The sequence below is a fragment of the Paenibacillus sp. GCM10027628 genome (assembly GCF_042676385.1).
Taxonomy (GTDB): Bacteria; Bacillota; Bacilli; order Paenibacillales; family NBRC-103111; genus Paenibacillus_E.
Window position 1 is genome coordinate 67,079 of record NZ_JBHTHA010000023.1, and the last position, 22,478, is coordinate 89,556.

At 47.5% G+C, this 22,478-nt stretch carries 15 protein-coding genes; 12 read left to right on the plus strand and 3 right to left on the minus strand.

Features of this window, described 5'->3' with window-relative positions; translation table 11 throughout:
* Positions 1 to 84 precede the first annotated feature (84 nt).
* From ACFQZT_RS17435 to ACFQZT_RS17460, 6 genes are all read left to right on the plus strand, one after another.
* Positions 85 to 1,419: a glycoside hydrolase family 125 protein gene (locus ACFQZT_RS17435; protein ID WP_379302076.1), complete on the plus strand. Its 1,335-nt coding sequence runs from the start codon at positions 85 to 87 to the stop codon at positions 1,417 to 1,419.
* Positions 1,420 to 1,483: 64 nt separating this feature from the next.
* Positions 1,484 to 2,800 carry an ABC transporter substrate-binding protein gene (locus ACFQZT_RS17440; RefSeq protein ID WP_379302078.1) on the plus strand — a complete coding sequence of 439 codons (1,317 nt, stop codon included), beginning with the start codon at positions 1,484 to 1,486 and terminating at the stop codon, positions 2,798 to 2,800.
* 51 nt (positions 2,801 to 2,851) lie between these two features.
* On the plus strand, positions 2,852 to 3,736 hold the full coding sequence (locus ACFQZT_RS17445) for a carbohydrate ABC transporter permease (protein ID WP_379302080.1): 885 nt from the start codon (positions 2,852 to 2,854) through the stop codon (positions 3,734 to 3,736).
* A 45-nt stretch (positions 3,737 to 3,781) separates the two neighbouring features.
* Complete coding sequence (locus ACFQZT_RS17450) at positions 3,782 to 4,618, plus strand: carbohydrate ABC transporter permease (protein WP_379302221.1); 837 nt, start codon at positions 3,782 to 3,784, stop codon at positions 4,616 to 4,618.
* A 36-nt stretch (positions 4,619 to 4,654) separates the two neighbouring features.
* Complete coding sequence (locus ACFQZT_RS17455; RefSeq protein ID WP_379302222.1) at positions 4,655 to 5,824, plus strand: glycoside hydrolase family 76 protein; 1,170 nt, start codon at positions 4,655 to 4,657, stop codon at positions 5,822 to 5,824.
* 117 nt (positions 5,825 to 5,941) lie between these two features.
* On the plus strand, positions 5,942 to 7,504 hold the full coding sequence (locus ACFQZT_RS17460; protein WP_379302082.1) for a glycoside hydrolase family 76 protein: 1,563 nt from the start codon (positions 5,942 to 5,944) through the stop codon (positions 7,502 to 7,504).
* 814 nt (positions 7,505 to 8,318) lie between these two features.
* On the opposite strand, the gene ACFQZT_RS17465 is transcribed toward ACFQZT_RS17460, so the two are convergent.
* Positions 8,319 to 9,218: an alpha/beta fold hydrolase gene (locus tag ACFQZT_RS17465; RefSeq protein ID WP_379302084.1), complete on the minus strand. Its 900-nt coding sequence runs from the start codon at positions 9,216 to 9,218 to the stop codon at positions 8,319 to 8,321.
* Between the two features lie 170 nt (positions 9,219 to 9,388).
* Between ACFQZT_RS17465 and ACFQZT_RS17470 the strand changes: the two genes are divergently transcribed.
* The 5 genes from ACFQZT_RS17470 to ACFQZT_RS17490 all read left to right on the plus strand — a co-directional run bounded on the left by ACFQZT_RS17470 (position 9,389) and on the right by ACFQZT_RS17490 (position 19,125).
* Entirely contained in the window at positions 9,389 to 10,297 is a 909-nt protein-coding gene (locus ACFQZT_RS17470) for an S-layer homology domain-containing protein (RefSeq protein WP_379302086.1), read from the plus strand.
* A 253-nt stretch (positions 10,298 to 10,550) separates the two neighbouring features.
* Positions 10,551 to 12,503, plus strand: coding sequence for an efflux RND transporter periplasmic adaptor subunit (locus ACFQZT_RS17475; RefSeq protein ID WP_379302088.1), 1,953 nt, complete (start codon positions 10,551 to 10,553; stop codon positions 12,501 to 12,503).
* Positions 12,500 to 15,652, plus strand: coding sequence for an efflux RND transporter permease subunit (locus ACFQZT_RS17480; RefSeq protein WP_379302090.1), 3,153 nt, complete (start codon positions 12,500 to 12,502; stop codon positions 15,650 to 15,652). The genes ACFQZT_RS17475 and ACFQZT_RS17480 overlap by 4 nt, the downstream gene beginning before the upstream one ends.
* 14 nt (positions 15,653 to 15,666) lie before the next feature.
* Complete coding sequence (locus ACFQZT_RS17485) at positions 15,667 to 18,546, plus strand: RCC1 domain-containing protein (protein WP_379302092.1); 2,880 nt, start codon at positions 15,667 to 15,669, stop codon at positions 18,544 to 18,546.
* A 282-nt stretch (positions 18,547 to 18,828) separates the two neighbouring features.
* Positions 18,829 to 19,125, plus strand: coding sequence for a DUF6509 family protein (locus ACFQZT_RS17490; protein WP_379302094.1), 297 nt, complete (start codon positions 18,829 to 18,831; stop codon positions 19,123 to 19,125).
* 137 nt (positions 19,126 to 19,262) lie between these two features.
* Here ACFQZT_RS17490 and ACFQZT_RS17495 read toward each other — a convergent pair whose 3' ends face one another.
* Complete coding sequence (locus ACFQZT_RS17495; protein ID WP_379302223.1) at positions 19,263 to 20,033, minus strand: hypothetical protein; 771 nt, start codon at positions 20,031 to 20,033, stop codon at positions 19,263 to 19,265.
* A 1-nt stretch (position 20,034) separates the two neighbouring features.
* Positions 20,035 to 21,171, minus strand: coding sequence for a GGDEF domain-containing protein (locus tag ACFQZT_RS17500; protein ID WP_379302096.1), 1,137 nt, complete (start codon positions 21,169 to 21,171; stop codon positions 20,035 to 20,037).
* Between the two features lie 180 nt (positions 21,172 to 21,351).
* Between ACFQZT_RS17500 and ACFQZT_RS17505 the strand changes: the two genes are divergently transcribed.
* Positions 21,352 to 22,473 (plus strand): glycosyltransferase family 4 protein, encoded by a 1,122-nt coding sequence (locus ACFQZT_RS17505; RefSeq protein ID WP_379302098.1) that lies wholly within the window; start codon positions 21,352 to 21,354, stop codon positions 22,471 to 22,473.
* Positions 22,474 to 22,478 lie beyond the last annotated feature (5 nt).

Genomic DNA, 22,478 nt, shown 5'->3' on the forward strand with positions numbered 1-22,478 from the left:
AAAATATATTGACATAACATTTATATGCCAATTATAATCGGAATTGTAAGCGTTTCACTTTGGGTTGAGGAGAGGGTTAGCCGGATGAACAATAATACGAGTTTACCGCAATCGATGCACAATCTCATGGATCGCGTGAGCAATGAGTTGCATAAGGAAGAGCGACCGAAGCTGGCAGCTATGTTTCGGGGTTGCTTTTCCAACACGTATCAGACAACGATGCAAAGCCTGGAAGACGGCTCCACTTTCGTGATCACTGGTGATATACCTGCGATGTGGCTTCGGGATTCTTCTGCTCAGGTCCGAACGTATCTGCTGCTGGCAAATGAGGACTCAGCGATTGCTGATCTAATTGATGGCGTCATACAGCGGCAAATCCAGTATATACAGCTTGACCCTTATGCAAACGCCTTTAATAAGGAGCCTTCCGGCAAGGGGCATCAGCAGGACCTAACCTCCATGAATCCATGGATTTGGGAGCGTAAGTATGAGGTGGATTCTCTATGCTATCCGATTCAACTGAGCTATTTGCTGTGGAAAACGACAGGCCGAACGTGCCATTTTAATGAAGCTTTTCGAACTGCGGTTCATACCATTCTAGAACTTTGGAAAGTCGAACAAGAACATGAAGCAAAGTCCCCTTATCGTTTTCAACGAGTGAACTGTCCGCCTACAGATACGTTAACCAGAGATGGACTGGGCAGCCCGGTAGGATATACGGGAATGACTTGGTCGGGATTTCGCCCTAGTGACGATGCTTGTACATACGGATATTTGATTCCTGCTAATATGTTTGCTGTTGTTGTGCTAGGTTACATAGCTGAAATTGCAGCGCAGGTTTGGAATGAAGATCAACTTGGCCGTGAATCCCTGAATTTGGCTGATGAGATTAGGAAAGGTATTGAAACTTTTGGAACGGTCGAGCACCCCGAGCATGGAGCTATTTTCGCTTATGAGGCAGACGGTCTCGGTCATTACAATCTAATGGACGATGCCAACGTTCCCAGTTTGCTCTCGATTCCTTACTTGGGATATACGTCCGAATCCGATCCTATCTATCAGAGCACTCGAAGCTATATTTTAAGTGAGGAAAATCCATATTATTTTGCCGGAAAAGCCGCTCAGGGCATCGGCAGCCCGCACACGCCGCACCGCTATATTTGGCATATTTCGCTTGCTGTTCAAGGGCTTACTTCATCCAGCCGGGAGGAGAAGCTTCGTATTCTGGACCTATTGGCCGGCACGGATGCGGATACGGGCTTTATGCATGAAGGTTTTCATGCGGATGACCCGACGCAATTTACCAGACCCTGGTTCTCCTGGGCGAACTCTATGTTTAGTGAATTGGTCTTAGATGTTTGCGGGCTTTCCATCAAGCAATTGGTTGAGAGCCGGATGAATACAGTACAACCGTCCTAGGTTATACAGGGTTGAACCCTTCTAACATTGTCTAAAAGGTTTGATTAAAAAGGGAGGAAAAATCATGAGAAAATGGATGACCGTCCTAACCGCCGTATCGCTTTCACTAAGTTTGGCTGCTTGCAGCACGAAAACAGGAGGCGATCAAGCGACAGAAACGAAGAAGCCTGAGACGACCGCAGCACCGGCAACAGGAAAATCTGCACCTGTAGAATTGACGTTCTGGGGAGATTGGGGCGGAGAAGGCGAAAAGCAATTTGTTACGATGGTTGATGCATTCAATAAATCTCAAGTTAAAATCAAAGTTAAGTACGTGTTGCAGGAGGATATGATTACAAAGTTTTTGACGGCGGCAACCTCCGGCGGATCCCCTGATATTATGTTTTGGGATCGTTGGCGAACTTCGCTATTTGCTTCCAAAAATGTGCTTCAACCGATCGATGATTATTTGAAAAAAGACAATATCAATCGCGGAGATTATTATGATGAAGCTTTGAAGGAGCTGTCCTCCGGCGGCAAGCTCTATGGGCTTCCTCTAACAGTCGATGCGCGCGCACTCTTTTATAATAAAAAATTATTCGCCGAAAAGGGACTTCAGTCGCCCAAAAATTGGGAGGAATTGGAGAATGCAGCTAAGCAGTTAACGGTATGGGAAGGCGACAAGCTGGTGCGCTCCGGTATGTCCATGCAGGACAACGGTCTGTTCAGTATGTGGCTGCAGCAGGCAGGCGGCACGATGCTGACCGACGATCTCAAGAAGACGAATTTCAATAACGAGCAGGGCAAACAGGTATTGGATTTCTGGGATAAGCTGGTTAATAAAGATAAGGTCTATAAGGTCGGGTTTGAAAAAGGTCTCGGTGAAGGCACGGACGCATTCGTGACCGGCAAAGTGGCTATGACCTATACGGGGCCTTGGATGCTATCCACATATAAGAAGTACGGCAAGGATCTTGACTTCGGCGTAGTTCCGCCACCTGCAGGACCAGGCGGTGCGAAAGGAAGCGTTATGGGCGGTTTCGGTCTCGTGATTCCAGCCGGTTCCAAGCATAAGGACGAGGCTTGGGAATTTGAGAAGTGGTGGTTGGCGAATAAAGACAATGCGCTGCTGTGGGCAAAAACAAGCCTGAACTTGCCGGGCTACAAGCCGGCTCTCCAGGATCCGTTCTTCAAGGATGATCCGCTTTGGAAACCGTTCATGGACACGCTCGAATTCGCCAAAATTCGGCCGCAGCATCCGGGATATTCGGTCATGGAAGGCGACGGTCTGATGCCGAATCTGGATCTGTTCATCCAAGGCAAGCAGGACGCGGCAACGACATTGAAAAAGGCGCAAGAGCAAGGCGATAAGCTGCTGAGTCAGAACGAGGCTGGGAAATAGTTTGAAAAAACGAGGGAGGTTCATCCTCCCTTTTTTGCAAGGAGGAAGTTCATGGCATCGATTGCAAAACTGGGCCGTCATCAAGCCAGGATGGGATATTTATTTATTACGCCAACTTTATTGTTATTTGTCGTCTTTACCATTATTCCAGTCGTTATGGCCTTCTATTTAAGCTTCACGAATTATGACATCGTGAGTAAAAATGATTTTGTCGGACTCGATAATTATAGACGATTGGCAAGTGATAACATCTTTTGGACGACGCTGAAAAATGTGTTGTTTTATTCGGTGCTCTACATCCCTCTGAATATCGTGATCTCTTTATCGCTGGCTCTGCTTTTTGTGCGCAGTCGTTTCGGGGTTAAGCTGTTCCGGACAGCCGGATATTTGCCGACCTTAACCTCAGGTGTCGCCGCAGCGACGGTCTGGATATGGCTGCTGAACCCTGAGTATGGACTGGTCAACGATATACTGGGTAAGATCGGCGTGACAGGACCTTCATGGCTGGCGGAAATGCCGTACGCGATGATTTCGATTGTGCTGGTGACCCTATGGCAATCCGTTGGCTCGAATATGGTCATCTATCTGGCGGGACTGAACGGAGTTCCCGATCATCTGTATGAATCGGTGAAGCTGGATGGGGCCAATGCTTGGCAATCCTTTCGTTATATCACTTGGCCTGTGCTGCGGCCGACTACTTTTTTCGTCAGCACGATGGCTATTATCGGCGCGCTTCAGTTATTCGATCAAGCTTTCGTCTTAACGAAAGGCGGACCCGCCAACTCGACCAAAACGACCGTTTATCACATTTACCAGCAGGGCTTCGGACAGTTGCAGATGGGGTATGCCGATGCGATGGCATTCGTGCTATCAATCATTATTTTAATATTTTCGCTCATGAATATGAAACTAAACAAAGAGGATTCCGTGATCTAGGAGGGATGGAAAGTGAAACAACATCGTTATTGGCAATCCACAATCATGTATATCATTTCCATCGCCGTCTGTATCGTCATGGTTGTCCCGTTTGTGTGGAGTCTCATTACGTCCATAAGGCCGGATGAGGAGATTTTCCTGCTGCCGATCAAGTGGGTTCCGTCGAGCTTGACGTTCGAGCATTATCGCAAAGCGTTTGAACTCGTTCCTTTCGGGCTGTATTTCTGGAATTCATTTTACTTGGCATTTATGGGTGTATTATTCAACCTGCTGTTTGGCTCTTTAAGCGGCTACGCCTTTGCCAAACTTCAATTTCGGGGCAGGGATGCTATATTCAAAATCTTGCTGGCCGCCATGATGATCCCTGGCGTCGTCACGATGATCCCGCAATTTTTTGTGCTGAAGCATATTCCTTTCGTGGGGGGAAATAATTGGCTTGGCAATGGCGGCAATGGCTTTCTCAATACGTTTTGGGCCATTATTTTGCCGGGGGCATCGGGTTCATTCGCCGTATTTTTTATGAGGCAATTTTTCGTATCTTTACCGAGTGATTTGCAAGAGGTGGCACGCATTGAAGGGAGCGGAGAGATTCGCATCTTTTGGAATATTTATGTTCCTTTGGCGAAGCCGGCACTGGCAACGCTGGGCATTTTCACCTTCCAAGCAGGCTGGAACAGCTTTCTCGGTCCGCTGATTATGCTCAACGATCCGGCCAAGAAAACGATTCAGCTGGGCTTAGCCGCGTTTACTTATAACAAACAGGTCGACTTCGGTCCATTGATGGCCGGGGCTTTAATTGCGGTAGTGCCGATACTGATATTGTTCTTGCTGCTGCAAAAATATTTTGTGCAAGGCATCGCGTTTACAGGAACGAAAGGATAGAACGTATGTCGGATAGATAGGTGAAGCCATTTGAAAATGCATCTTCGTATGATCATCGTCATCATCGTTATCGGACTCGGAATCATCATGGCAGCTAACTGGGGAGTGGAGAAAATGAGTAATAAGCATAATCTCACAGAAGTTCATGTGAGTGAGGAGCAGGCTCCTTGGGGGCAGAGAGCGGATCTGGCGCAAGCCGGTCTGATGAAGCAATATTGGAATGAAAAATTGAACTTATTCGATAATTTGTCGCCTTGCAACGATCTTTGCAATGAAAAGTTTCATTACTGGTGGCAGGCACATGGCGTTGATTCGCTGGTGGATGCCTATGTGAGAACGGGAAGCATTGAATACAAGAGCTATCTGGAGAAGATGCATCAAGGCATCTTGGATCGTAACGGCGGAGCTTTTCCGAATGAATTTTACGATGACATGGAATGGATGGCTCTGGCATGGCTCCGTGCATATCAAGCTACGGGGGATAAGACCTACAAGGAGACAGCTTTCCTGCTTTGGGAAGATATCAAGACCGGTTGGAATGAGGAGCAAGGCGGAGGGATTGCTTGGCGCAAACCGCAGCTTGATTATAAAAATACGCCGGCAAACGCTCCGGCAGTTATTCTTGCAGCGAGGCTATATAAGCAGTTTGGTAACGCAGACGATTTGGTGTGGGCGAAGAAGATTTATGCGTGGCAGAAAGCGAATTTGGTCGATCCGGACACGGGCTTCGTGTGGGATGGGAAGAACCGCGAGGGAGACGGCAAGATCGATAAGGGCTGGGAATTCACTTATTGCCAAGGCGTATATATCGGAGCGGGCGTCGAGCTGTATCGGGCTACTGGGGAGAATGACTATCTTGCTGATGCAGTACGTACTGCTCAAGCAGCGAAGAACAGGTTGACGAGTCCCACGACAGGTATGCTGCCTAGTGAGAGCAACGGAGACGGCGGGCTGTTCAAGGGCATATTCGTCCGTTATTTGGCAGAGCTCGCGTTGGAGGACCCCGGTCAGAAGGAATCACTCGATCTTCTATTCACCAACGCAAACAGTCTGTGGGAGTATGGTCGGGATGGTCAGCGCCAAATGTTCAGTAAATCGTGGGTATCTACGCCTGAACCGACTGAAGATTTAAGCGTTAACTTAAGCGGCGTTATGCTGCTGGAACGGATGGCCGATCTGGAGAAAAAAGGTTTGTTGAAAAAGTAGCTATACGGGGCAGTTGGCGAAGCTGGCTCGCCCCTTTAAGGGAGGTGAACTCGATTTAATTGTAAGCGTATTCAATGATATCGATTTCGATGAGAAAAGGAGTTGGTTTACGTGGTGATGGCTAGAAAATGGGCCGCAAAATGGTTGAGTATGAGTTTGGCATCTATTCTTATACTGTCTGTCTGGGGAGGCGCTGATCGCGTCTTGGCTTTCACTGCATCCAATGCGGATGCGGCTATGAACTCTTTCGTGAATGCGTTCTACGATTCTTCAGCTAAATACTTTTACACGAACAGCGATCATCAGATTCATGCTTCGCATGCCTTTGGTCCCGATGGAGGACTTTATACCGATTTCTGGTGGGAAGCGCAGCTTTGGGAGACGGTCATGGATGCTTACGAGCGTACCGGCAGCAGTACGTATCGAACGATGATCGATGACATTTATACTGGATTCAATGCCAAATACACGAACATGATCGATAATCAATTCAATGACGATCTGGGGTGGTGGGCGCTTGCCTGTTTGCGGGCATACGAAATTACAGGAACTCAAGAGTACTTGAACCGCGGTTCTTTCCTTTTTGATCAGATATATGCTTATTGGGATACGAGCTATTACGGCGGCGGTATCTGGTGGAGAAAGGATGCGACGAATCCTGCCGTGAGCAGCAATGCTCAGAAAAATATGGCAACCAATGCGCCAATGGTCATGACTGCACTCAAGTTGAAGAATGCCTACAACAATAACAATTACTTAACGAAAGCCCAGCAAATATACAACTGGATTAAAAGCAGTCTGGTTAACGGCAGCAAGGTCAATGATCACATGGAAGGCACAGGATCAGGCATCGTCAAGGATTGGGATTTTACGTATAATTACGGAACTTTTCTGGGAGCAGCCACCGCTTTATACAAAGCTACCGGTACTAGCAGCTATTTAACGGATGCCAATAACGCAGCCGGATATGTCATAAACAAAATGACTTCGGCCACAACGCTTATGTACGAAGGCGAAAATGACGCTCCGGGATTCAAAATGATCTTTGCCCGCAATCTCAACCAGCTTCGGGTGCAGGCGGGGCAATCCCAATATTTAAATTTCTTGCAGCAGAATGCTACGCAAGCGTGGAACCATCGAAGGACGTCGGATGGCTTAATCGGCAGCGATTGGACGGCACAGACGGGAGCCGGATATGTGCAAAGCTTGGCGGCAGCAGCGGGAGCGTCTATCCTGCAGTTCGTTCCAGCGGATAATTACACGGGTAATATTGCCGGAAACGGCTTGTACGAAGCTGAGAATGCCAGACGAACTTTAGCTAATGGCAGCGGGATGATCAACGAAAGCACGCAAACCGGCTTTAATGGTCGTGGCTATGTGGCAGGCTGGAATACGAACGGCACTTCGATTGATTTTTACGTGAATCAAAATACAGCAGGTACCAAAACGATTACGTTTCGTTATGCAGCAGGAGCGGGAACGGCCAGCCGCTATGTCAAAGTGAACGGTGTCGATGCGGTTTCCAACTTGAGTTTTAGCGGTACTACCGGCTGGAGCAGTTGGAACACGATTTCATTGACAGTTTCTCTGCAAGCAGGATCGAATACGATCCAGTTGGGGTATGATAGTTCAAAAGGCAACAACAACTGGCTGAATGTGGATCAAATGTACGGTTTGTAAGATAAGGAGCCGGACGATCCTAAAGGAATTAAAATAAAAAGGATCACCTTGCTTGGCATATCTAAGGTGGTGGTCCTATATTTTAGAGCCTCATATTCGTTTGTTTTTGGCTGATGATTACTCTTAGGCATTCGTCACCTTGGTCTGCCGACACTTTTCCTTTTGAGAACAACAGTTCTCTAATAAAGACCGGGGAGACGCTAAAAGGGGAGGAATCTCCGTCTAGGGGGCGATTAAAGAACAATGGACCATAATTAACGAAGATGATTCTTAAATTAAAGACCATTGTTCTTTCGAGACCCGTTTGGAACATTTACCCAAAAAAAAATGCGTCCAACAGGTGCACTAATAGCGCACGTATTCTCTAATCTGCTGACTAATCCAACTTTGAATTACCCTCAAGGTGATTTTGTTCTTGGATATGTTGGCGTGTTGAGCTAACATTGAAATAAACTCCAATATTTGGCTGTAAGTGTATGGGGGCGGTGGAAGTGAGCAGAAAAAATATAGTTTCACACCTATTGTTTGGTGTTTTGTTATCTTTTTTATGGGTTATAATCGGAATCCCGATCTATCTTAATTACTTAGCAGTCTTAAACGTTTCGATGCAATATTTGATTGTATTTTTATTCGGTATGCCGGTGGCTATCGTTATTTACAGTCTTTTTTTCAAGAAAAACAACATGGCTTTTAAGACTTTTTCTATTTCATTTATGATTGGAACCGTATTGATAAGTATACTTATTCCCATTATCTTTGACCCTTAGTTTGATGTTTAAATGACTATCTCCCGAGGGATGGGATGCTATCTCAATCAATCCCTGCTGGCCTCGTAGATTTTTAGTGCAAGCTGCTTAGGTTCTGTCTTGGCTGTGGAGATATGATCGCCATGTCCTTTGATAAGACGGAATAAGCCCAGACGACTGGACATATGTGGATGCCAGCCAAACCCTTCACCTTGCGTGAGCACGCTATCTTCAGTCAGATAAACGTAACTCTTCGGCACATTAAGGCTATAAAATTTTTTAAGATCCAGCTTTTCAAAAAGCGGTTTCGCCGGCTCCGGGGTGATTTGATTATACATTTGTTGAACTAATTTTAAGCTGGCCAGATTAGCAAAGGTTTCGCGAAAAATCGGAAACGGCAGCATAATTGTATCGTCTTTAGAGGATTCTCTTAATTGTTGGAACGCTTGCAGCGTCATAGGTGGTAATTGATCGGCGACCGATTGTCCATCAGGTAAAACAAACGCATCGAGGAATACGAGACGTTTGATACGATCAGAGACCATTTCGGCGACTTTCTGAATGACCGACCCGCCGAAGCTGTGTCCGACAAGTACGATATTCCGTAAATTTTTCGCTGTAATGAAATCAGAGATGGACTTGGTAATCATGGCATGGGTGACCGCTTTATTCGGGTCAGCGCCATGTCCCGGGTATTCAGGTGCATACACGGTATGCCCCTTTTTTCGTAATTCCGCGGCTACGCCACTCCAAAAGCTGGAATCAGCCCAAGAACCGTGAATCAGAACAAACGTAAGCGGCTGCTGTCTTTCTCGAAATAATTCCTCATCCCAATACGCTGCTTGAGTAGGATAGGAAGTTGGCAAGGGCAGAGCATAAGGGGGATAGCTTGGCGACCATCGCATATCGCCAGGATTAGGCTGCCCCCAGTAATATGGCAAGCTGGGATCATGGTATATCATGTTCATGTTCCTTTCACTTTCAGATGTTTCACTTTATGCCCATTTTCACATATAGGTTCGTGTCATGAAGCATTAAAAAAGTTTTTTGAATGGACTGCAACATAGTTCACACGATTTCCGTTATTAAGGGTACTCTAGAGGATTAAAAATAACTTAATGATTGGAGAATAGTAACTGTGAAAAAATTAGCGACATTAACTTTAACATCCGTTCTGCTGGGAAGTTTGACTTTTAACACGGCATTCGCATTTTCTGATGTCGAAACCGGACAAGCGGAGGCTATTTCGGCATTGCAAACCCGTGGTGTTGTAAGTGGAATCGATAACGATCATTTCGTGCCGAAAGGCAAAATTACTATTGCACAAAGTGTCCAGATGATTGTAAAAGGAATGGACCTGAATTTGGATTTGCTGCGTTTTGTTAAACAGCCGTTAGCGTCGGATTACTATACCAACATCCCTAACGACGCCTGGTATGCGGAAGCGTTCATCATTGCTCATTACAGCGGATTGGATATTCCGAAGGATGTGAACCCTAATGCTACGATCACACGCGAACAGTTCGGGGATATGCTCATTCGCGCCTTGGAGAAACATGGCCAATTTCCGATGATAAAAATGTTTATTGAGATCAAGGACGCCGATCAAATTACACCTGAGTTTCAAGGTGCGCTGCAACGTATGCTTCTTTATAAAATTGCAGAGCTGGACAAAGACGGCAAGTTGAATCCAAAGGCTGAACTTACACGCGGTGAAGCGGCAACTTGGGTGTACAATGCAAGTAAAGTTTTGGCTGCGCATTCGCAAAAGCCGGCACCGGCCGAACAAGTCACGGTTACGGTTGACAAAGTGAACGATGACATCAACAAGATCACACTGTCTCGCGGATCCAAACCTAACGCGGGATATGGGATTGAAATCACCGGCATCCGATTCGAGAAGGATGATCAAGCTGTGATCACGTATACGTTGAAGGATCCGAAACCGGATTCCATGAACGCAGAGGTGATTACAGAGCCCAAATCGGTAACGTATATTTCCTCTAAATACAAAGCAGTGGCAGAGCCGGATGCGGTAAATGAATAGTTGAGAATATATGAAAGCGGTGCGTTCCTCGCGATGAGGAGTGCACCGCTTTATTTGGGTATAAGCGCCACTTTTCCAGAAAACAAGCCCCCATTTCCACTTCGTGATGGATATGGAGGCTTGTTCTTTTGCCAAAAAAGAAAAAAATTTAACTTTTTTTTAATGACACTTTCATATTTTTATCACAAATGAGAGCTATCTTGGAAGAGAACACTTTGCCCAAATGATAAGAAGTAGACGGAGGTTTCAATCCATGAGGAAGTACAGTTCACTCAAGAGCACTACATTCATCGCAGTCGCCACCGCGATAACCGTCACCATAGCTGGTTGCAGTCCGGCAGCCAGCACCGCCAAACCAGGGGCAAGCGCTCGTTCGGGAACTCGCCAAATGGCTGTAGTAACCCAAACTGTCAAATTGTCCGACATTGGTGGCGGACAAATATTTACAGGCTCGATTACGCCTGCATTCACAACGAATCTTTCTTCCAAAGTCAGTGGTCGCATCACGTCTCTTGATGTGAATCTAGGGGATCATGTCAAGATTGGGCAAGCTTTGGCCCATATCGACACGACAACATTGCAGCAGTCAATTGAGCAGTCTAAAAGCGATTACGCTTTATCTCAGGCGCAGTACAGCAAAGCAGTCAATGATCAAGCCAATAGCGTAGCCGTTGCCCAGAAGGCACTGGCTGTGCAGCAAGCGGCGTACGAGAAAACGATCAATGACCAAAAAAACGCAGTTGCATTGGCACAGGCTCAGCTTAATAACGCCATATCTACCCAGCAAAATTCCATTGAAAGTGCCAAACAAGGGGTGAACAGCGCACAAGCGAGTTTCAATAAAGCACAAGCGGATGCGGCTACTGCAGTGACAGTTGCTCAAACCAATCTGAACTCGCAGCTCGATAATTTACTAACTTCGCAGAGTAACAATATTGATACGTACCAGCTTAATGTTCAGGAAGCAGTTGCCGCATATAATAGCGCGTCCAAAAGCGGAGTAGGAGCGGATGCAGCACTGGCTAAACTGCAAAGCGCACAGCTTCAATTGCAGCAAGCACAGCAAGCTCAGTACAAAGATACACAATCGGCACAACAATCGCTGACTAGTTTGCAAAATGCGCTATTAACGGCTCAAAGCTCACAAAGTGTGCAGGTAGCCCAAGAAGCATTAAACTCTGCGCTGTTGACGCTTTCCAATACACAAGCGACGGCCACAGCTCAAATCGATCTGGGACGGACTCAGCTCGCTCAGTCACAATCGTCGCAAGATACTGCGAAGAACAGCGCCCAAGCTGCGCTGGATCAATCGCAGCAATCACTCAAGACAGCGCAATCCACGGATGGGCTGAATGTCAGTGCTGCGCAACTGCAGCAATCTGAAACAAAGCTCAAGGTTCTTAGCGAGCAGCTACAGGATGGCGTTTTGACGAGCCCGGTAGACGGAGTTATTACTTCAATCTTGACACCGGTTGGGCAAAATACGGGTCAGTCTGCGGTTATGTCCATAGCTGCCTCCGATCCGGTTATTGCATCAGTGAACGTATCTGAAGCATCCATTGGCAAAATCAAAGTTGGTACTCCGATGTCAGTGAACGTGCCGACACTGAATAAGACTTTTGATGGAACTGTATATGTGATTCATCCAACCATGGATGCGACTTCCAAGTCGTATTTGGTCGACATTAAGATCAATGACGAGAATCACGAGTTATTGCCGGGTATGTTCGCGAAATCTTCTTTGAAAAGCGAGGGCAAGCAGTCCATCGTAGTGCCTGCCGACGCGGTACTTAGCCAACCTAGCGGTAATGCCGTATTTATCGTTAAAGATGGCAAAGCCTCCAAAGTGCTTGTAAAAATCGGGGTGGTAACCAGCTCTTCTTTTGAAATTACAAGCGGACTGAAGGTTGGGGACGTACTCGTAGTTAAAGGCCAAGAACTATTGTCAGATAATGTTCCAGTTCAAGAGCAACAGCCAGGCCAAGACGGCGGAGGTAACGGAGCCGGTAAAGGCAATGGCCAAGGCGGTCAAGGACAAGGACAGGGTCAAGGTCAAGGGAAAAATGGCGGCCAAGGCGGCCAAGGCAGAAATGGTGGCCAAGGCGGAGGCAAGGGCAATCAAGGCAATGGTCAAGGCCAAGGAGGCGGCAAGCCAAGTGACACTGGAACTGACACGGGAGCATCGAAGGCAGGTGCGGGACAGTGAAAATAGCTAATTTTTCAGTCCATCGTCCCGTAACAATCTTTATGATTATGGTCGTTCTGGTCCTCATTGGTTCAATTTCACTTCCATTGCTGCCAGTCGATCTATACCCGAACCTGGAAATTCCTACAGCTAACGTTTCCGTTACCTGGAGCGGTGCTTCCCCGGCTCAAGTGGAGCAGCAGATTACGAAGAAAGTCGAGGCGGCCATGGCTACCATTTCGGGCGTAACCCAGATGGACTCGAATTCTCGGACGGGTTCCAGTTCAGTTTCCGTAGATTTTAACTACGGTACGAACTTGGACCAAGCTGTTTTATCCATGCGCGACAAGCTCGATCGCTTGAAGCGCACGCTGCCGACAGATGCGGATGCGCCAGTCGTTTCCCGCGTGGATCCCAATAGTACGCCGGTACTAACGTTGGCTCTTTACGGCAATACAGATCTGATCACACTGCGCGATCTTGCCGATAACGTGGTAAGTCCGGATGTCCAGCAAGTAGATGGCGTCGCTTCAGTCGGAGTTACCGGCGGGCGGGTTCGTCAGGTGCAAATTCTGATTGATCCGATAAAGCTTCAGCAATATAATGTTTCATTCAGCACGGTGACTGCAGCGTTGGGTAACGATAACACCTCATCGGATGCAGGTCTTGTCAATAAAGGACAGCAGCTCGTGCCACTTCATATTGACGCACAATTTAAGTCTGTCGCCGAAATTGGCAAAGTGCAAGTACAGCTTGGCAAAGGACAAACGATCGCACTTGAGGATCTCGGTCAAATTATTGATACGTACCAGGACGTATCGCTTGAAGCTCGTAAGGACGGTCAGCCAAGCGTCAGTCTCTCCGTTCTTAAGCAGGCGGGCGGGAATACTGTTTCCGTTTCCGATAATATTCAAAAAACATTAAGCAAAATTCAATCAAATCTGCCAAAAGGCGTTCAAGTTGCTGTATTAAGCGATCAAGCAAAATTCATCCGCCAATCCATTAATACGGTTGTCGATCATACATTGCTTGGCGGCGTGTTCTCCGTCCTAATCTTGCTGCTCTTCTTACGAAGTGTTCGCGCAACTTTAATCATCGGTATCGTGATCCCGATTTCGGTTGTTTCCACATTTAGTATGATGTATTTCTCGGGGCAAACGATTAATACGATTACACTGGGTGGACTCGCACTAGGCTTAGGTTCACTTGTTGACTTCGCGGTTGTCGTTCTGGAAAGTATTTTCCGTAAGCGGCACGAAGGCTTGGATCCGCAAGAGGCGGCCAAAGCGGGAACCAAAGAAGTTGGTACGGCTGTTATGGCTTCGGCACTTGCGCAAATTGCCGTTTTTGCTCCAACAGCGTTTATTAATGGTCTTTCCCGCCAATTTTTCTGGCCGATGGCATTAACCGTCAGTTTCTCGCATATTGCCGCATGGTTTGCTGCAGTCACACTGGTTCCCATGCTCGCAGCGAAATTCCTAAAAGGAAAAGTGGACGAAGAGCTTCCGAAAGGAAGGTCTTGGAATCCATTTGTCTGGTTTGGCCGCGGCGTCAACGTCTTGACGAGTGGCTATACTCGACTTTTAAAATGGTCGTTGCTGCATCGTTGGATTATTGTGCTGACAACAGTCATGCTATTTGCAGCCAGTGTTTATTCGGCAAGATTCGTCGGTTCCGAACTTACCCCGAAGACAGACGCGGGGCAGGTCAATATTTCTATCAACTTGGCACAGGGAACGGCCTTTGATCTTACGAATCAACTGGCAGCGAAAATCGAAAGCAAAATCAAAGACATTCCTGAGATTGATACCATATTCACTTCCGTCGGCTCGCAGGGCGGCGGTTCGTTCCAGACAGCTGCAACAAACTCCGCTAGCATCCAAGTTATGCTGAAGCCGCTAAGTCAAAGGAAGCGGAGTTCGGATCAAGTCGCCGAACAGATTCGTACCCTGACGCAGGGAAATGTTGGAGCTCAGATCGGCGTGAACGTGCCATCTGGTGTACGCCTTCCAGGATTAGGCGGCGGAGGCAACTTTGGCGGCGGGGACATTCAAGTGAGTCTTTCCGGTCCTGATTTAAATGTCCTGCAAAAGCTGGGCGATTTGGTTGTACAAGAGGTCAGTTCGGTTGAAGGAACCAGGAACGTACAAAATACATTGGACCGTACGACTCCGCAATTTAATTTGACGATTGACCGAGATGCCGCGGCTCACTATGGCGTTTCCGTTAAAGATGTCATGACGGCGCTTCGTACGGCATACCAAGGAAATGTTGCGACTCAATTCAACACCGCGAACTCGCAAATTGCCGTCTTGATCAAGTATCCAAACGATTTTTCGAACAAAATTGAGAATATGAATAACATTTCGATCAATTCTTCATCTGGCTCGCTAGTACCGCTCAATCAAATCGCGAAAGTCGAACCGGGTGAAGGACCTGCGCAAATTCGTCGTTCGAATCAAAACCGTACGGCATCCGTCCAAGCTTCCGTTTTCGGTGCTGCAGTCGGCGATATTCAAGCGCAGGTCAAAGCGAAGATCGATGCGATTCAACCGCCTGACGGTTACCAGGTAACGATGGGTGGGCAAGCAACCCAACAAAATTCAGCTTTTAAAGACCTTTCTTACATGCTCATTTTATCCGTCGTACTTGTTTACATGGTTATGGCCAGCCAATTTGAGTCGCTTTATGGGCCGTTTATCATCATGTTTTCGCTGCCACCGACGTTCGTAGGCGCTATTCTCGGCTTGCTCGTCACACATCGAACCATCAATATGAACTCGATCATCGGGATGATTATGCTCGTAGGGGTCGTCGTGAATAACGCGATCGTATTGATCGATTATACAAACCAACTGCGCAAAAAAGGAATGCCGCTATCCGAGGCATTGGTTGAAGCAGGAAAAGTTCGTTTACGGCCGATTCTCATGACGACAGCTACTACCGTACTTGCCATGCTGCCGCTTGTCATCGGATTTGGTGAAGGGGCGGAAACACAGGCATCGATGGCGACGGTCGTCGCTTTCGGCTTAACCTTTTCAACCCTCGTAACCTTAGTGTTGATTCCAGTTGTTTACACATTGTTCGACGGCTGGAGTAATATTATCAAAAAGAGATTTAAACGTACACCCGCTGCTTCGCAGGAGCCGGGAACGACAGCATCGTTGTGAGAAGGAGAAGGGTTATGAAAAAAGTGAAACGTAACATTTCCTTCTGGCTGCTCTGCTGCTTGCTGTTAAGTGCCTTTACCGCTTTCTCAGGGCTTCCTGGGAAAGCTTCGGCTGAAGCGAGCGCGGCGCCTGCAGGAACGTCCGAGATAAAGCCCTCCACCATCGTTCAGATTGCTGGAGGAAAAGGATACACAGTTCTTTTGAAGAAAGACGGAACCGTTTGGACATGGGGGGACAACCTCCGCGGCAAGCTGGGAGCGGGTTTGAACAGTCGCAACCAAGCCACTCCGATAAGCGGACTGTCAGGCATTACCGCAATTGCGGTAGGACAGTCTCACGCTTTGGCTTTGAAAAACGACGGAACCGTCTGGTCTTGGGGCGAAAATACATTTGGCCAGTTAGGCGACGGAACTACGATCGATCGCAATTCACCGGTTCAAGTCGCTGACCTGACGCATGTAACGTCGATTGCCGCGGGTAACTTCCACTCGGTAGCCGTCAAAGATGACGGAACAGTCTGGAGTTGGGGCGACAATACGTACGGACAGTTAGGTGACGGTACCAATACCTCTCAGAACAAGCCCGTTCAAGTAAAAGGCAATCTGGTCTCCGTGAAATCCATTGCTGCAGGCGCATATCATACACTTGCAATAGATCAGGATGGCGTCGTATGGGCTTGGGGAGATAACTATTTTGGCGAACTTGGTTATGGATATGACCAAAACCGTCTCAATACGCCTATTATGGCGACAAGCTCAAATTGGCATATCACGCAGATTGCAGCCGGATTTGACTTTTCCATGGCATTAAAAGATGACGGAACCGTCTTGACTTGGGGACTGATGACGCAAGACCCGAGCGCAATGTATTCAGCAGCAGTAACAACTGTGAGTTCGCAAGAACAAAAATATCCTGTTCTAGTCACAGGGCTCGATAATGTAACCCAAATCTCGGCAGGAACTTCCCATGCCGTCGTATTAAAGAAAGACGGCAGCGTTTACGCCTGGGGAGACAATACCTCGGGTCAATTGGGTGTAGGGACTGCTTATGATGGCAGGACGTATAACCAGGCATTCCCTAGCCATGTCAATGGCCTTCCGGAGATTACTCAAATCGGTACGGGAACGAATTTTACATTTGCCGTTGGCAAAGATGACAGTCTGTGGGCTTGGGGAAATAATGGTTACAGCCAGCTTGGCGACATGACTGTCAATAACCAGAATATTCCTGTTCAAACGCAAGTACCTGCTTGGCTTAACCCTCCATCCATCAAACCGGGTGAGGGAACGATCATCATCAAGAGTCCGAGATCCAATCCGATTGCGGCAGGAGATAGCAGCTCCTTCTTTATCAAAAACAACCAAGTATGGGGTTGGGGAAGCAATATATTCGGTCAATTAGGAGATGGGACGAATACGTCGAAAATAGCGCCGGAGCAGCTAAGTCTCGATCATGTGGCGGCGGTGTCTTCGGGTGATAAGCATACGGTTGCTGTCAAACAAGACGGTTCCCTGTGGACTTGGGGCCAAAATTTCTTTGGTCAGTTGGGTGATGGAACAACGTCGGATCGAACGACACCTGCACAGGTCGCCTCTTTGACGGGGGTCGTTTCAGCGGCTGCCGGAAGCAATCATACGATTGCTTTGCTGGGTAACGGTTCTGTATGGAGTTTCGGCGATAATACCTACGGACAGCTTGGACATGATAAAACGGCGCCTACTAATCAAATCGTACAGCTCAGCGATATCCTAGCCGTTGCGGCAGGCTCTAATTTTAACTTGGCACTGAAAAATACAGGCAAGATCTGGGCTTGGGGCGATAACGCAAACGGCGAATTGGGAGACGGGACTTATGCAGCCAAACAGCAGCCCGTTGAACTTGACGGTATAACCGGAGTGACGGCAATAGCTGCCGGGAAAAATTATGCGCTCGCGCTCAAGGACGATGGAACCGTTTGGGCATGGGGCTACAATGCATTTGGCCAGTTGGGAATCGGAACAACAACGACCCAAACAAAGCCGGTTCAAGTTGTAGGCTTATCGAATATTAAGGCCATCTATGCAGGAACGTATCATAGCATTGCGATCAAAAACGATGGAACCGTTTGGGCATGGGGCCAAAACATGTTTGGTCAGTTAGGAGATGGATCCAAAACGAACCAGACCCAGCCGGAACAAGTTAAAGGTATAAGTGCTGCGGAAGCCGCAGCCGCCGGAGGTACGAATACTTTCGTCAAGCTGACGGATGGAACGCTTTGGGCATGGGGGGGCAATTACACCGGTCAGCTCGGCGATAACAGTTTAACAAATCGCTTTACGCCAACGCTTGTGACCGGTCTTAACGCTAGCTTCACCGATATCGACGGGCATTGGGCCAAAGACGCCATTCTTCAGGCTGCGGGAGAAGGATATGTGGATGGTTATGCGGATGGCCGCTTTTTACCGGACCATACCGTCACCAGAGCTGAATTTCTGAAAATGGCTGTGACCGCGATGCATATTCCCACTACGACTCCAGCTGCCGACCAATCGTGGTATCAACCTTATCTCGATGCCATGCAAAAGTCGGGAATGCTGCAAACCGGCGATCTTCAACAGAATTGGGATCAGCCGATTACACGCCAGGAGATTGCAAATGTTTCTCTGCGTGCTGTCAGCCCTGATCTGAAAAAGGCGAATACCGGCATGGAGTCGGGTTATGTCATGCTGCAAGCTGTAAACAAAGGAATTCTACAAGGCTTGGACGGAGGCAAACTTGCTCCTGAGGAAGCAACGACAAGGGCACAATCGGTTATTGTGATTGAACGGATGTTAAAAGTTCTGCAAGGCGTAACTTTGCCCGTTGACCCGCTGGCTGTTGAGCAAGCCAAAATGCAAGAAGGAAGCGGACATTAAGGAAAAATAGGATAGTCCGTACAAAGAAAGGACCTGAGACGCTGCCTCAGGTCCTTTAATTATAGTGACGCTGATCGATGTGTTAACGTTGTTTTTCAGCGTTACAGACGTAAAAGAAAATGGAATCGAGCCCAATATGATTTCCATCGTTACACGCAAAAGGACCGTGAGGGAAGAGGAAGATCCTGACGCCCATATACGTATTTTCAATCTTCTTTGCATCGTTCTTCTATTTCGAGTATATTTCAATGGTGGGATGTAAGGGCACGAAAGGATGAGAAGATGATTACGATAACTAGTTACACGGTGGAATTAATTAAAGACCCGTTCGGCATTCTCAAGGGGCAGCGGTACGAATTTATGCTGGATATTGAAGTCGAGGAAGACGATGAACTCTATAACGAGAGCGGCCTTTATATAAGAGCTATTTATAATGTGGGCGAGGATCAATCAGGGCTGATGAAATATGAACTTTATGAGAAAACGACCCAGCTTTATCTCGACTTTGATCTGGAAGACGATGAAATCGCCATGGTGGATGCCTTTTGCAAAGAGCATCTTCAAGACGCCGAAGAGTAGTCAGCGATACGAAGCGTCAATGGACGCTGCAAAAGACTTGATCCGAATGAAAAGCTCCTTGAAGTGAAACGGCTGAACAGCCGTACACGCGAAGGAGCTTTTTCAATGATCCAGACTTTGCTGTGATCGACAACTTCTCATTTTATAATTTGCAGCATTTGATACACTTCGCGACCGTCGCCGGTTAGCCGATCTTGCCGGCTTGCAAGCTGCGAAGAACCATCGCCGTCCAGGAAGATGCCGTCGACGAGTTGTCCGGGTACGATTTTCTGCAAAATCGCGTTACGAAACTGCTCGATCGTACAAGGCGTCGGAGTGACAATAAGCCAAACATACCCTTGGTTGTCATAGGCCGCTGCTGAGCGAAGGCGATTTTCGTCGTAGGCCGGCATTTCTTCAGCGATCATTTGGGCTTCCCAACCGGCATCATCGTTCAGTTTCATACTCACTCCACCCTGTGCCCAATAGTGATTGCGGTCAGTGACCTTAAGCTCGCCTGCATGTTTAACAACTTGGATGTAGAAGGCATGCAGCGCTTCATCCCAAATGAGCGTACCTCGCGCAACGTCTGTATTGTACCAACCGGTGCCGTAATCATTGGCCTCACCTTTGGCGGGCCGATCGTTTGTTACGGCAATGCTCAGCAGATCGCCGTTGAAGAAGAAGCCGCCGTTGATGCCATAGAGGCCAGTATCCGTAACATTTTTGCTGATGGCAGTCAGGGTGATATTGTCAGGTTTCGTTCTCAAAACATGAAGCTCGATGCCGCTTACGGCACGTAGTTTTGCGTATGTATAGGCATGAGGTTTCTTACTGTTTGCGATGGCGATAGGAAACCATACGGAACTCAGAAGCACACCGATAAGCGGAAAAAGCAGCCAAAGGGCAGCTGTGCGATACTTATGCATGCTATGCAAACTTCACCACCTTGTTCTTGCCTGTCGTCTTCGCTTTGTACATGGCCTCATCCGCTTGTTTAATAAGTTCTTCTGCGCTTATACCGCCTTTGTACTTACTGTAGCCGATGCTCGCAGTGACAATCGTTTCCGTTTCAATACGCTTGCGCACACGTTCGGCGAATTCGTCCATTTTAACGCTCGGATCGGTCACCATGACGACCATCTCCTCCCCGCCATAGCGGCCGGCGATGCCGCATTCCTCCGCTTCGTCTTTGAGGATTTGCGCCACTTGCTTGAGCACATCGTCACCCATTTGATGGCCTTTCGTATCGTTCAGCTTTTTAAAATTATCAATATCGCTGAACAAAATAGAGATAGGCAGGTGCCTCTGTATGTACTGCGTAACCCGATTATAGAAAAATTTGCGATTATACAGCCGGGTAAGTCCGTCTGTAATGGAAGAGTTATAGATGGCCTGCATCAATTCGACGACACGCTCGAAAAGCAGCATAAAGAGCAGGAAATAATAGATAATCGGCAGCGTATTGCCCGCCAAAGAAAACCAGGGCTGCATGTTGCCGTACATGTACGCATTAATGAGATCGGCGGTTTGCATGAAAAAGAATACCGTTAAAGCCAGTTGGTACTTGATCTGCTGCCCAATCGTAGGCGGAATCATATAAAAGCAAAGGAAAATGAGTACAAATACATATAATTCAAGACCGATGTCCTGCAGCAGCCGGACTTGTGCGGGTGTCCCGTTATACAGCTGCGGAACGAAGAAATGAAGAACCGATACAACGAACCCCATTATAATTAATCCGTAGAAAAAGACGTACTGCTTGCGTTTAGTCCGGTTGTATAACTGGTAGATGCCCATATTGACGAGCACGAAAGAGATAATTTTGAGCATTAAGAGCATGTAAGCCGTAAGGCTCGTATCAATAGCATGGAGCTTTAGATAAAGCTGCAGCATATAATGAATACCGACAATAACGATGGAGATGGTCATCGATAAATATCCCTTTTTGCGGCGGTCCAGAAACAGCCGGACAGAGACGACAAACATGAGTGCAAGAATTACAAGTATGACGGTATTCGATAAAATGGAGGCCAAATCACCGAACAGAAGATCAACAGCTTTCATACCTTCCTCCAGATGCGTATTTCGACATGGTTGGACTTTTTTAACATCCTCTATTATAAAGGAAAATAGTTGAGAGGGATAGAATGGTTTGGTAGGACTGCCGCTGTTCTCTTTTCTATTCGGCGAACACCAGTTACAATAAGAAGGTAAGCTCAAGGCTTTGGGAGAGGGGCTCATGCAATGAACATATTGCAAGCATTGTTTTTTCCACCGGAACAGCCAGGTGGGGTGTCATCCATGGTTCCCTATATTTTGGACCGATTTAATAAAAAGGGCTGGGAGATGGAATTATTTTCGCTGCCTAAGCGCATTCGCGGCAAAGGAACAGAGGAAGTGGAATTTACCACATTCGATTGGCGGAAACATGCCGGAAACCCGATTGTAGATAAATACATCCAGACCTACAAGGATTATGTTTGGTGGACGAAGCTGAGGTTAACGAAAAAATTCAACATTATCCATGCGCATCATCCGATCGCAGGACTTGTCATGAAGCAGTTGTACCCCGAGACGCCGGTCATTGTAACCATTCACTCCAGCTTTGAAAAGGAACTCATACTCAATGGCCGAATTCAAGAGAATGGACCTGAGCATCTGTTTCTGACGCAGCTGTATGGAGAACTCGAGGCAAAAGTCGATCAAATCATAACGGTTTCGAACTCGTTCAAACAGTATTTATCCGACTATGTTCAAGACAGCGAACGGATCGGCGTCATTCCGAACGGTTTTGACGAGAAGCGTTTCAGACCGATTTCCCATGAGAATCAAGTCACGCAGTTCATCACCGTTTGTCGCCTGGTTCCGGCAAAAGGCCTGGATACGCTGCTGATCGCTTGCGGTGAACTGAAGAAACGCGGTCTTCCTTTCGTGCTTCATATTATTGGCGATGGACCGAGCCGCGAAGAATTGGAAAAGCTTGCAATCGAACATAACATTTATGAAGATACGATTTTTTACGGCTATATGCTGCATCCGGAAGAATTCATGCCATTCTTTGATGTATTCGTGCTGCCGTCCCGTGCGGAGGCGTTCGGTTCCGTATTTGCAGAGGCGGCTTTATGCTGGCTCGCGCTGGTAGGTACGAATGTCGGGGGGATCGCCGAGCAAATTGAGCACGGTCATAACGGATTGCTCGTTCCTGTGGGGGATGCGCATGCGCTGAGCCTGGCCTTGGAAAAAGTAATCATTGACCCGACATTCCGGTATAATTTGGCTCGCACCGCCTGGGAGAAGGCGAAGAAAACGTACTCGCTTAACCGCGTACTGCGGCAATTGAAAGGCGTTTACGAAAGATATCAATAGAACCC